Source organism: Streptomyces sp. NPDC000878 (genome assembly GCF_053599695.1).
The window spans coordinates 257,703-269,579 of the sequence record NZ_JBSFMT010000005.1; the positions used below are offsets into that span (position 1 = coordinate 257,703).

The window sequence follows — 11,877 nt, forward strand, 5'->3', positions numbered from 1 at the left end:
AGGGCCCCCGGTGGGCGGCGAGGGACGGCAGGGGACGGCCGTACACCCCGCCGCCGGGGATCCCGCCCAGGGGTGCACCTCCGTCATCACAATCCACCCCGCGGAGGTGCACCCCACAGACGCACAGCGGCAGACGGAAGAGAGAACGACGATGGCACTGAGCGCATCGATCCGTACCCGGGACGGCTGGGCCGTGCCCCACGCGGTGATCACGGTGACGGACATGACCGGTACGCAGATCCTGCGCGCCGAGGCCGACACCGAGGGCGCCGTACGCGACGGCACCCCGCTGACGCCCGGCCCGTACACGGCGATCGTCACGGCCGTCGGCTACTCCCCCGTCGCCTCGACGGCGCTGGTCACGGCGGGTGGAGTCGTACGGCTGGGCCGGATCACCCTGAACCGCCAGGCGGACACGGAGCTGCCGCCGCCGGGCCCGTGGACCGTCGACCCGGTCCACTCGTCGGTGGAGGCGGTGGCGCAACACCTCGGCCTGTCGAGCGTACGGGGCCGCTTCGGCGCGTTCTGGGCGCACATCGACATCGCCCAGGATCCCGGCAAGTCCCGGGTGGAGGCGGTGATCCGCGCGGCCTCGATCGACACGGGCAACGCCCTGCGCGACGACCACCTCCGCTCCCCGGACTTCCTGGACGCGGCCAGGCACCCGGACATCACGTTCACCTCGACGGGGCTCACCCCGGCGGGCGGCGACCGCTGGACTGTCCACGGCGACCTGGCACTGGCCGGCGTCGTACGGCCGGTCGACCTGGACCTGGCCTACCTGGGCACGGGTCCGGACCCGTGGGGCGGCGTACGGGTGGCGTTCCGCGCGACGACCGAACTGCGGCGCGACGACTTCGCGATGAACTACAACCAGGTGGTGCGGGCGGGGATCGCGGCGGTGGGGGCGACGCTGAAGGTGGAGCTGGACGTACAGGCGGTGCAGGGGGAGAAGCTCCCCTGACAGCCGAATGGCGGCGGGCAGCGGAGCGAGCCGCCACACGGGCAGAAAGCGCAGGTCAGAGGCGCGCCGCAGTGCGCAGCGAAGGTCACTGAGAGCCAGCGAGCGGTTGCGGCCGGTGGCCGGTGTTCGCACGGTGGGCCCAAAGAGAGCAGCTCTCGAAAGGACTGCGCATGCGCGCCCTCGTTTCCCGTTCCGGCCCCCGCTCCCGCGGGCTCCTCCTCCCGTCGTCCGTCGTCTGTGCCGCGCTGATATTCGGCCCGGTCGGCGCGGCAGTCGCCGTCACCGACGCGAGCCGCGACGCCTACGCCTCCATCGGCGCCGACACGACGTCCTCCACATACGCGGACCGGGTCCTGCAGCGGCTCGGCGCCCTGGAGCGCGCCGACCGCAGCAACGTCCTCACCCCGGTACTGACCGTCCTGACCGACCTGACCGAGCAGACGGGCACCGGCCGTATGACCGCGCCCCAGGCGGCCGGTTTCGCGACGGCGGTGGAAACGGCGAAGGCCTCGCTGAAGCAGCGCCTGGCGGACCGGATCGGCACGTCGAACAGGGCCGCGACCGTCCGCGCCGCCGCCCTGGCCGACCCGATCTCGGACCTCCTGGACCAGCTCTCGGCCACCCTCGGCGGCCTCCTCGACACGGTGACCGGCCTGGTCGGCGGCCTGCTGGACACGGTCACGGGCCTGCTGGGCAGCCTCCTCGACACCCTGGGCGGCCTCCTCGGAGGCCTGCTGGGCGGCCTCCCGCCGCTGCCGGTGGAACTGCCCCCGCTCGAACTCCCGCCGCTGGAGCTGCCGCCGGCGGCAGCTGTGCCGGCGCTGCCCGCACTGCCCGCGCTGCCGGCTCTGCCCGCGCTGCCGGCAGCGGGGGCCGCCACGGACACGGTCCGCTGACGACCCCGTAGCCCTACGCCCCGTCCCGCCCTGCCTGATCCGAGGCAGGGCGGGACGGGTCGGGGCGGGTCAGGGCGGGTCGGACCGGGTCCGGATGTGGTTCGCTGCGGGGATGACTCAGGACCTGGAGACCCTCGCGTTCGCATCCGCCGAGGCATTCGAGGCATGGCTCGGCGAGAACCACGCGACCTCGCCCGGCATCTGGCTCAAGCTCCGCAAGAAGACCTCAGGAGCCAGCGGAACCGGCACGCTGGACTACCCCCAGGCGCTCGACGTGGCCCTCTGCCACGGCTGGATCGACGGCCAGAAGGCAGGCCTCGACGACCAGTGGTGGCTCCAGCGCTTCACCCCGCGCAGGCCGCGCAGCAAGTGGTCGAAGATCAACCGGGACAAGGTGGCCGCCCTGATCGAACAGGGCCGGATGCGTCCGGCCGGGCAGGCCGAGATCGACCGCGCCAAGGCGGACGGCCGCTGGGAGGCGGCGTACGACAGCGCGAGGACGGCCACCGTGCCGGACGACCTCTCGGCGGCCCTGGCCGCCGACCCGGCCGCGGCGGCGTTCTTCGAGACCCTGGACCGCCAGAACCGCTTCGCGATCCTGTACCGCATCCACGAGGCCAAGCGCCCCGAGACCCGGGCGCGCCGGATCGAGACGTACGTGGCGATGCTGGCGAAGGGCGAGAAGCTCCACCCGTGACCGGCCGGCGCGGCTGCGGCTCATCACCCGAAGCCCGAAGGAGTACCGCATGTCCGGCGAGAACGAGAAGGACCGTGGGCCCCGGAACCGCACCCACGACCCCACCGGGAACCTCACCGAGACCTTCGCCTTCGCCTGCCTCGACTGCGGCACGGCCTGGAACCGGACCTTCGAGGTCATCGTCCTCCCCGACCCGGCCGGCTGCCTCAACCCCCTGGAGTACGTCGACGAGGACGGCCGCGCCATGCGCTCCCCCCTGACCGACGCCGTGTGCGCCGCCTGCGGCAGCCGAAAGGTACGCGTGGGCTGACCCTCACCTGGGTGAAGGACGACCCCCAGTTACTGCTGCCTACTCCTGCTTCTCGTCGAAGGAGGCGAAGTACGCGGCGGCCATGTCCTCGTCCCCGTGCCCCTGCTCGGCGGCCCGCCGGAACCGCTCGGCGCTCGCGGCGGCCACATCCAGCCGTACGCCGTTCCGCTCGCCCGCCTCGACGATCAGCCGGGCGTCCTTCGCGGCCGTGGACACCGCGAAACTCGCCGGAGTCAGCCGGTCGTTCAGGATCAGGCCGGCCTTGGCCCGCAGATAGCCCATGTCGAGCGGACCGCCCTCGATCGCGTCGAAGAAGTTCTGCGGGTCGACGCCGAGGGCCTGGGCGAGGGCCAGCACCTCGCCGGTCGCGCTGGTGGCGGCCAGCACCCAGCTGTTGGCGACGAGCTTGAGCCGCGTGGCACTCCCGGCCCCGCCCTCCGCACCGGTCCACACCGTACGGGCGCCCACCGCGTCGAGGACGGGAGCGACGGCCGCCCGGTGCTCGGTGGGCCCGGCGGCGAGCACGAGCAGCTGCCCGGCCTCGGCGGGCTGCCGGGTCCCCAGCACGGGCGCGTCGAAGAAGACGAGCCCCAACTCCCCTGCCAGTACGCCCAGTTCACCGATGGCGTCCACGCCCGCCGTCGTCGACTGCACCCACGCGGCCCCAGGCCGGAGCGCGGGCGCGGCCTCCCGCATGACCTCCCGGACGGCATCACCGTCGTACAGCATGGTCAGGACGACATCGGCGTCCCGTACGGCGTCGGCGGGCGTGTCGGAGAGCATGATCCCGCCCTCGACGGCCAGGGGCTCGGCCTTGGCGCGGGTCCGGTTCCACACCCGGACGACATGCCCGGACCGGGCGAGGCTACGGGCCATGGCGGCGCCCATGATGCCGGTGCCGAGGACGGCGACAGTGAGGGCGACGGTGCGAGCGGGGGTCTCGGTGTCGGTCATGAGTTCAGTTAACCAATTGACATCCTCCCCCTCTTTAAAAGAGGGGGATTCCAACCCGGTTGGGTTGAGGTTCACGGGCGTTCGAACGGCTGGTGGCCGTTGTCACCCCTCCGGCACCGGTTGAGCACCGGGGGCGGGGGATCCCGCCCTGTCCTGCCGCGACGTTGTGTGCTGCGTTCTCATCGGCGTTGCAGGTGAAGCCGCAGGACACGCAGACGAACTCGGCTTGGCTCTTGCGCGACCGCGCCTTGAGCCTGGCGGCCTTCGCGTACCCGGCCGCCTTCTGGGGGCTGTCCTTCCTGGCTCTGGCCGCCCGCCGCTCATGTTTTCGGACCTGGGCGCGTTCCTTGACGGTGAGTTGTGGGCAGCTCAGCTTCCGGCCGTCCGACAGGGCAGCGGTGATCGTGACACCCCGATCGATGCCGATCACCTCACCCGTGCCGGGCGCCGGGGTCCGCTCAGGGACGACTGCGAACGCAATGTGCCACTGCCCGTTGCGGAAGGTGACCCGGAACGTCTTCGCGTCGGGCAGCTTCGCACCTTTGCCCTTGACGCTGAGGCGGAACCGGACCCAGCCGCAGCCGGGCACCTTGACCTGAGCCCACCGCCGGTTGAGCCTGTGCACGACCACCGACCGGCCCATGACCTGCTTGCCGGTCTTCGCGTTCAGCTTCGGCGACCCGTCCGCGTTGTATTCCGGTACGCGGTCGGTGCCGATGACCCGGAAGCCCTCGTGCCGGTACTTCCTGCGCCAGGTCGGATCACCGAACCCGGACGTGAACTTGGCGTTCTTGGCCTTGGCGAAGTCCTTCAGTGCCTGCTGCTGCACGTCCGCGTTCCCCGAACCCAGCCACTCGTTCTCCCGCCGGGCCGCAGTGAGCTGACGGCACTGCTCCGCGAAACCGGGCGCGCTCCTACGCCACCGCCGCCAGTGCGCGTGCTGTTCGACGGCAAGGTTCCAGACATACCGGGCGTGCGCGCAGTGCGTGAGCATCCGCTCGGCCTGCGCGTGCGACGGATACATCCGGAAACGTGACATGCCACGAACCCAGCCACCCCGTTCCCCTCCCGCGCACGCCTTCGACCAACGTCACCCGTGAGAGTGACCGGCATGCTTTTGCCTTCCAGGGCAACCCCGATCACAGGGCCCTCAACCAGCCGGCACCACGAGCGGCTCAAGGCCAGCCCTCACCACCGTCTCTCCCAAGACGCCGAATCGCCCTGACGTCGATTCGGCTTCCCCTGCCCGGCAATCAAGGTGGACTGGGTCTTGCCAGCTGGTGAATCCATCCACCAAGATTCCGCCCGATGGATAAAATATTGAACCGGAGCCGGCCGTGACCCCGGCGCTGAAGTCAGCGAGCGGCCTCTTCGCCGCGACCCTGACCCTCTGTGTGCTGGGCACAGCCCCGGCCCCCGCAGCGACGGCGACACCGCACTCCGCCACCGCCGCAGTCCCCCTCCCCCACATCTGGCCGACCCCCCAACAACTGAGCCCCGGCCACGGCACCCATCCGCAACCGGTCCCGAAGCAGGTCGTCGAGGTCATCGGCAAGGCCACCGACCCGGCGGCCCGCACCCTCGTCGAACGCGTCCTGCGCGACGCCGGCGCCCGCACGATCCGTACGGTCACCGCGGGCCGCCCGATACCCCCCGCCGCCCTCACGGTCTACGTCGGCGGCCCCACGGAAAACCCGGCAACGGCAAAGGCGCTCAAGCACCTCGGCGCCAAGCCCCCCACCCAACTCCCCTCGGGCGGCTACACGCTGGCCACCGGCAAGGGCACCGTCGCCCTGTCCGGCGTGGACACGACGGGCACGTTCTACGCGGCCCAGACCCTCCGCCAGCTGATCACCCACAACTCAGTCCCCTCCGCAACCGTCCGGGACTGGCCGACAACGTCCCTGCGCGGAGTGATCGAGGGCTTCTACGGCGCCCCCTGGACCCAACAGGACCGCCTCTCCCAACTCGACTTCTACGGCCGTACGAAGCAGAACGTGTACGTCTACTCCCCCAAGGACGACCCGTATCTGCGCGCGAACTGGCGCGACGAGTACCCCCCGGCCCAACTGGCCACCCTCAAACAACTGGTGGACCGGGCGACCGAGAACCACGTCCGCTTCACCTACGCCCTCTCCCCCGGACTGTCGGTCTGCTACTCCTCGGCCGCCGACGTCAAGGCCCTGGTGGCCAAGTTCGAGTCGCTGTACGCGATCGGCGTGCGCTCGTTCGCCGTACCGCTGGACGACATCAGCTACACGGCGTGGAACTGCGCGGCGGACAAGGAGAAGTTCGGCACGGGAGGCGGAGCAGCGGGCGCTGCCCAGTCGACCCTCCTCAACAACGTGGTCAAGGACTTCGTCGACGCCCACACGGACGTGACCCCGCTGGAGATGGTCCCGACCGAGTACTCCGACCTCGCCGACTCCCCGTACAAGACGGCACTGCGCGAGCAGTTGAACCCCTCGGTCGTCGTCGAGTGGACAGGCGTAGGAGTAATCGCACCGACGATCACCACCGAACAGGCCCGCCAGGCAAAGGAGTTGTTCGGTCACCCGATCCTCATCTGGGACAACTACCCGGTGAACGACTACACCACCAGCCGCCTCCTCCTGGGCCCCTACACGGGCCGCGAGGCAGGTGTGCCCACCCAGGTCACGGGCATCACCGCCAACCCGATGATCCAGGCGGAGGCCAGCAAACTCGCCCTCTTCACCTCGGCGTCCTACGCCTGGAACCCGAAGGCGTACGACCCGAGGGCAGCGTTCCTCGCCTCGGTAAGGGACTTCGCGGCCACATCATCCGCCCCCAAGTCGACGGCAGCCGCGCTCCGGGTCTTCGCGGAGAACAACTACTCCTCCCTCCTGGACTCCACCGAGTCCCCGACCCTGACTCCCCTCCTCAAGACATTCACGACCGCGTACGAGAACGGAGACGACCTCGCCAAGGCGGCCGACGCACTGACGGCCTACTTCAAGGCAATGACAGAGGCCCCCGCAGACCTCCGAGCGAACCTCGCCAACTCCCGGTTTCTGACCGAGACTTCGACCTGGCTCGACAAACTGGGCGCGTACGGAGAGGCAGGCACGACAGCCGTAGACCTGATGCTGGCGCAGACGAACGGCGACACGGACTCCGTCTCGACCCTCTACGCCCGCCTCCAGTCACAACGCAAGCAACTCGACGCGGTCCCGCAGCAGATCGCCCCCGGCGTACTGGACCGCTTCCTGTTCGACACGACGCTGAGAGCGGCCCCCGACCCGGGCCCGGACGCGTCCTTCACTCCAACGTCCTTGTCCCTGACCTCCGGCACCAGCGCCACCTCAACCCTGACAATCACCGACAACCGCTCCACGACGGCCAGGACAACAACCTGGAAGATCAAGGAGGTTGACGGCCTGACCGTCACCCCGTCCTCCGGCACGGTCACCGTCCCGGCGGGCGGAAAGGTCACCGCGACCCTGACGTTCACGGCGGCGAGCGGGGCGGACGCGGGCACAAGATCGGTAGCGGTCACGGGAGATGGGCTGGTAAGCCGAGCAATCCCGGTGCAGATAGCCGCAGTCGGCGGCAGCGAACGGGCCCTGACCGCCAACTTCAGTGGCGCATCGGTCAGTTCGGTGGACCTGACCTCCGGTAGTTCCACCGAAATCCCGGTCGGCAACAACCCGGGGGAGGTCGTGATCAGCCCGGACGGCCGTACCGCCTATGCGGCGAACCAGGGTTCGGACACCGTGAGCGTCATCGACGTCGGCACGGCGAAGGTCACGGCGACCGTGGCGGTAGGGGACGTACCGGCGGGCCTCGCGCTCACGCCCGACGGCCGCACCCTCTGGGTCGCGGACTACTCCGACGACGCGATCCAACCCATCGACCTGGCCACGAACACAGCGGGCACGAAGATCGCGGTGGGCGACGGCCCGGAGAACATGGCGATCACCCCGGACGGCACCACCCTGTACGTGGCGAACATCCACGACAGCACGGTGAGCCCGGTGAACCTGTCAACGGGCAAGGCGGGAACGCCCGTTGCCGTCGGACCGAACCCGTTCAACGTGGTCGCGGCTCCCGACGGGCGGACGGTCTACGTGTCCAACTCCGGCGGCTCGACGGTCACTCCCATCGACACCGCCACGAACGACACCCGCCCGACCTTCCTGGTCACCGGCCAGGCGTACGGCCTAGCCGTCTCCCCGGACGGCCGCACCCTCTGGGTCAGCGCGAGCAACGGCGACACGATCACCCCGCTCGACACGGTGACCGGCGCCCCGGGCACCCCGACCACCGTCGGCCGCTCCGCCTTCGACATCACCCTCAACTGGAACGGCACCACGGCCTACGTCACCACAGCCGACGCAGGCACCTTGGTCCCGGTGACAACGGCAACGGGCAAGGTAGGCACCCCCCTGAAAACGGGCGCATACCCGCTGGCCGCGGCAGTGACGGGGGTGCCGGTCAGCTAGGCAGATCTGGCAGTGGACGGTTCTGGCGAAGTCGCGCGGTTCTACAGCGCGCCCCAAAGGGGCGCGGGGAACTGCGCGACCAGCCACAACGAGCCCGCAGACGAAAAGCCGGCCCTACAGCGGAGCGTTACTGCATCTCGGCCCAGGGATCGATAACCGCCGGACGGGCCGGCGCCGGCGCCGCAGTCGCCCGGCAGGTGAACCCCAGCCGATTCAACGCAGCGATCATCTCCTTCTCGGTGAAGTCACGCCGGTCCAGCCGAGTAATCACCGCACCGACCTGCTTGACCGGGTAGTCCACCCCACCGATGACGACGGCCGCACTGGTGATGGGCTCGGGAGCAACCCCGTCCATCTTGTGCGTGACCTCACTCATGATCAGGTCGAACGGGAATCGTGCGATCACACAACGCATGGTGCCTCCGCAGGTCGGGAAGGGTCCGGAGCCAGTGGCCCTGGGGCCGGCTGATCCGGTGCCGGTGCTGATACGGGTGCTGTACAGGTGCTCGTGCTGAAGCGGGAACTACTGCTGGAGCCGGAGCTGGTGCTAGCTGCTCTGCCGGGCGTCGGAACCCGGACGCCGGCGGGGCGCCCGACGCCGACGGCCACGTGGCTCTCCGGCGCCGTCCTGCTCCGTACGGGCGGACGCGCTCCCACCCGGCGTACGAGGCGGCTTGGCACCGCCACCGGTCGGACGCGAGGCCTTCTTGCCGCTGCCGCCACCCGACGTACGCGATCCGGCGGCGCCACCGGCACCCTCCGCACCTCCACGGCGTGACCGCGAACCCGACGAGGCCGCGCCCGTGCCCGTGCCCGCGCCGGAACCCGAGCGGGAGCCGGACCGGGACCGCGAGGACCTGGACCGGCCGGAGCCGTCGCCCTTCGACGGGGACGGCGGGGTCGGGGCCGGGACCGGAATGACGACGGGTATGCCCGAGGGCGTACGTGCGCCGGTGATACGGGTCAGCTCGGCGGCGCCGGGGCCGACCTTGGCGGTGTTCGGGTTGACGCCCGCCGCCCGGGTCAGGCTCCGCATCTCACGGCGCTGCTCGGGCAGGACCAGGGTGACCACGCTGCCGGAGGCTCCGGCACGGGCCGTACGGCCGCCACGGTGGAGGTAGTCCTTGGCGCCGCCGGGCGGGTCCACGTTGACGACCAGGTCGAGGTCGTCGATGTGGATGCCTCGCGCGGCCACGTCGGACGCGACCAGCACGGTGACCTCGCCGGTCTTGAACTGGGCGAGGGTGCGCGTGCGTTGGGGCTGGGAACGGCCGCCGTGCAGGGCCGCCGCACGGACACCGCTCTTCAGCAGGTGCTTGGTGAGACGGTCGACGCTGCGCCGGGTGTCCATGAACATCAGGACGCGCCCGTCGCGGGCGGCGATCTCCGTGGCGACCGTCTTCTTGTCGACGTCGTCGACGTAGAGCACGTGGTGCTCCATCGTCGTGACGGCGCCGGCGTGCGGGTCGGTCTGGTGCACCACCGGCTCGTGCAGATAGCGGCGGGCCAGCCGGCCGACGTCCGCGTCGAGCGTGGCGGAGAACAGCATGCGCTGTCCCTTGCGCGGCACCTGGTCGAGCAGATACGTGACCTGCGGCAGGAAGCCCATGTCGACCATCTGGTCGGCCTCGTCGAGGACTGTGACGGAGACCCGGTCGAGCCGGCAGTCACGGCGGTCGACGAGGTCGCGGAGCCGGCCGGGCGTCGCGATGACGACCTCGGTGCCGGCGCCCAGCGCACGGGCCTGACGGGAGATGGGCAGCCCGCCGACGACCGTGGTCATCTTCAGCTTCAGGGCGCGGGCGTGCGGGGTGAGCGCGTCCACGACCTGCTGGGCGAGTTCACGGGTCGGTACGAGGACGAGGGCCAGCGGGCGTCCCGCTTCGGCGCGCTGTCCGGCGAGCCGGGCCAGCATGGCCAGGCCGAAGGCCAGGGTCTTGCCCGAGCCGGTCTGACCGCGGCCCATGACGTCGTGGCCCGCGAGGGTGTCCGGCAGCGTGGCCGCCTGGATCGGGAAGGGGACGGTGATGCCCTCGACGGTGAGGGAGGCCAGCAGCGAGGGCGGCAGGCCCAGGTCGGCGAACGACCGGTTCATGCAGAACCTTCCTCAATGCGGCACGTCGACAGAGTTCACGGCAGCGCTCAACGTCCGCCGCGACAACGGCGGCACACAGGACAGAAAGGCCGTGGGGACGGGCCGAAAGGAAACGAGCGGTGAAGGGGATACTGAGACACCCCAAGAATCAGGGACGGCGACGACCGGTGTCCGGTGCGGAACCGTCCCGAAAAAACTGTGAGCCGGGGCCCACACCCCTAGGTGCGGGCCCCGGCCACATCACGTGTGTTGTCGATCTACTAGTTGACTATGACTAGCTGACTAGTGGACCGGCAGGTTCACGCGGATCAGGCGGGGAGGATGTTCTCCGCCTGCGGGCCCTTCTGGCCCTGCGTGACGTCGAACGTCACCTTCTGGCCCTCGTGGAGCTCACGGAAACCCTGGGTGGCGATGTTCGAGTAGTGGGCGAAGACGTCGGCGCCGCCGCCATCCTGCTCGATGAAGCCGAAGCCCTTTTCCGCGTTGAACCACTTAACGGTACCGGTGGCCATGTCAAATCTCCTTGGGGCATGCTCGGGGGCCCGCACCGTGCGGACCCCGCGTCGCCGCAATGATTGCCCCGCCGGAACTAACACCGGAAATCTTTGGGAACCACAACTGCAACTGAAAACCACGCTAGCACAGAACACGCCCCCACGGACGTGCGGCAATGTCACACGTCCGGCGGGAATAGTCGCTCCAGGTCACCCCGGTCAGGGACGGTGGGAACGTCCTCCCGGGTACCAAGGGTAGCCGCGGCCATCAGACGCCCCAGCCGCAGCCCGGCCAGGGCGTCCCGCCCTTCGAGCAGCGCGGCGAGGTACCCGGCGGCGAAGGCGTCGCCCGCGCCGACCCGTTCGACGACACGGGAGTCGGGCGTGGCCACGAAGACCTCCGTGCCGTCCGCCCCGTATACCGTCGCGCCGCGCCCGGCGTCCTTGACGACGATCACGGAGAGTCCGGGTGGGCGGTAGCCGGATCCGCTGATTCGACGTGTGTGAACATAGACGTATGTCGAATATGCCGAGTACGGCGGTGTCGGTGGCGGCCTGCTGTCCGCCGCTGACCGAGCGGGCGCTCACCGCCGAGGAGGCCGAGCGGACCGCCGCGATGTTCAAGGCGCTCGGGGATCCCGTCCGGCTGCGTCTGTTCTCGCTGGTCGCCTCGCACGAGGGTGGTGAGGCGTGCGTGTGCGACATCTCCGACGTGGGTGTCTCGCAGCCGACGGTCTCCCATCACCTGAAGAAGCTCAGGGAGGCGGGTCTGCTGTCGTCCGAGCGGCGGGGGACGTGGGTGTACTACCGGGTCGAGCCGGCGGTGATGGCGATGATGGGCCGGTTGCTGGCGTAGCCCGGGCCGGATTTTCCTCGCCCCCGCCGCCCCTACCCGTCCCGTCCCTGGGGGCTGCGCCCCCAGACCCCCCTTTCGGCCTGAACGGCCTCGTCCTCATGCGGTCAGTGGTGAGTTGGGTGACCGGCCGCGGTTGTTCCGACCAGAC

General features: G+C 70.2%; 12 protein-coding genes. 6 read left to right on the forward strand and 6 right to left on the reverse strand.

Annotated elements, in window-relative coordinates; translation table 11 throughout:
- Positions 1-151 precede the first annotated feature (151 nt).
- From ACWDR4_RS07645 to ACWDR4_RS07660, 4 genes are all read left to right on the forward strand, one after another.
- Positions 152-964 carry a YceI family protein gene (locus ACWDR4_RS07645; RefSeq protein ID WP_450405125.1) on the forward strand — a complete coding sequence of 271 codons (813 nt, stop codon included), beginning with the start codon at positions 152-154 and terminating at the stop codon, positions 962-964.
- 170 nt (positions 965-1,134) lie between these two features.
- Positions 1,135-1,860, forward strand: a complete 726-nt coding sequence (locus tag ACWDR4_RS07650; protein WP_450405127.1) for a hypothetical protein — start codon at positions 1,135-1,137, stop codon at positions 1,858-1,860.
- Positions 1,861-1,954: 94 nt separating this feature from the next.
- The gene (locus ACWDR4_RS07655) at positions 1,955-2,557 is read left to right on the forward strand and encodes a YdeI/OmpD-associated family protein (protein ID WP_450405130.1); all 603 of its coding nucleotides are present in this window, start codon (positions 1,955-1,957) and stop codon (positions 2,555-2,557) included.
- A gap of 49 nt (positions 2,558-2,606) precedes the next feature.
- Positions 2,607-2,867 (forward strand): hypothetical protein, encoded by a 261-nt coding sequence (locus tag ACWDR4_RS07660; RefSeq protein WP_450405133.1) that lies wholly within the window; start codon positions 2,607-2,609, stop codon positions 2,865-2,867.
- 39 nt (positions 2,868-2,906) lie between these two features.
- Here the strand turns inward: ACWDR4_RS07660 and ACWDR4_RS07665 are convergent, their stop codons facing one another.
- Both ACWDR4_RS07665 and ACWDR4_RS07670 read right to left on the reverse strand, forming a co-directional pair.
- Positions 2,907-3,821 (reverse strand): NAD(P)-dependent oxidoreductase, encoded by a 915-nt coding sequence (locus ACWDR4_RS07665; RefSeq protein ID WP_450405136.1) that lies wholly within the window; start codon positions 3,819-3,821, stop codon positions 2,907-2,909.
- Positions 3,822-3,855: 34 nt separating this feature from the next.
- Positions 3,856-4,860 (reverse strand): RNA-guided endonuclease InsQ/TnpB family protein, encoded by a 1,005-nt coding sequence (locus tag ACWDR4_RS07670; RefSeq protein WP_450405138.1) that lies wholly within the window; start codon positions 4,858-4,860, stop codon positions 3,856-3,858.
- 298 nt (positions 4,861-5,158) lie between these two features.
- On the opposite strand from ACWDR4_RS07670, the gene ACWDR4_RS07675 reads away from it, so the two are divergent.
- Positions 5,159-8,284 (forward strand): beta-N-acetylglucosaminidase domain-containing protein, encoded by a 3,126-nt coding sequence (locus ACWDR4_RS07675; RefSeq protein WP_450405140.1) that lies wholly within the window; start codon positions 5,159-5,161, stop codon positions 8,282-8,284.
- Between the two features lie 127 nt (positions 8,285-8,411).
- Here the strand turns inward: ACWDR4_RS07675 and ACWDR4_RS07680 are convergent, their stop codons facing one another.
- From ACWDR4_RS07680 to ACWDR4_RS07695, 4 genes are all read right to left on the reverse strand, one after another.
- Positions 8,412-8,699 carry an SCO5918 family protein gene (locus ACWDR4_RS07680; RefSeq protein WP_235476686.1) on the reverse strand — a complete coding sequence of 96 codons (288 nt, stop codon included), beginning with the start codon at positions 8,697-8,699 and terminating at the stop codon, positions 8,412-8,414.
- 132 nt (positions 8,700-8,831) lie between these two features.
- Positions 8,832-10,379 carry a DEAD/DEAH box helicase gene (locus ACWDR4_RS07685; RefSeq protein WP_450405143.1) on the reverse strand — a complete coding sequence of 516 codons (1,548 nt, stop codon included), beginning with the start codon at positions 10,377-10,379 and terminating at the stop codon, positions 8,832-8,834.
- A gap of 308 nt (positions 10,380-10,687) precedes the next feature.
- Positions 10,688-10,891 carry a cold-shock protein gene (locus ACWDR4_RS07690; protein WP_006373337.1) on the reverse strand — a complete coding sequence of 68 codons (204 nt, stop codon included), beginning with the start codon at positions 10,889-10,891 and terminating at the stop codon, positions 10,688-10,690.
- Between the two features lie 161 nt (positions 10,892-11,052).
- Positions 11,053-11,331, reverse strand: a complete 279-nt coding sequence (locus ACWDR4_RS07695; RefSeq protein WP_450405147.1) for a PfkB family carbohydrate kinase — start codon at positions 11,329-11,331, stop codon at positions 11,053-11,055.
- 59 nt (positions 11,332-11,390) lie between these two features.
- Between ACWDR4_RS07695 and ACWDR4_RS07700 the strand changes: the two genes are divergently transcribed.
- Positions 11,391-11,729, forward strand: coding sequence for an ArsR/SmtB family transcription factor (locus ACWDR4_RS07700; protein WP_450405149.1), 339 nt, complete (start codon positions 11,391-11,393; stop codon positions 11,727-11,729).
- Positions 11,730-11,877: the final 148 nt, after the last annotated feature.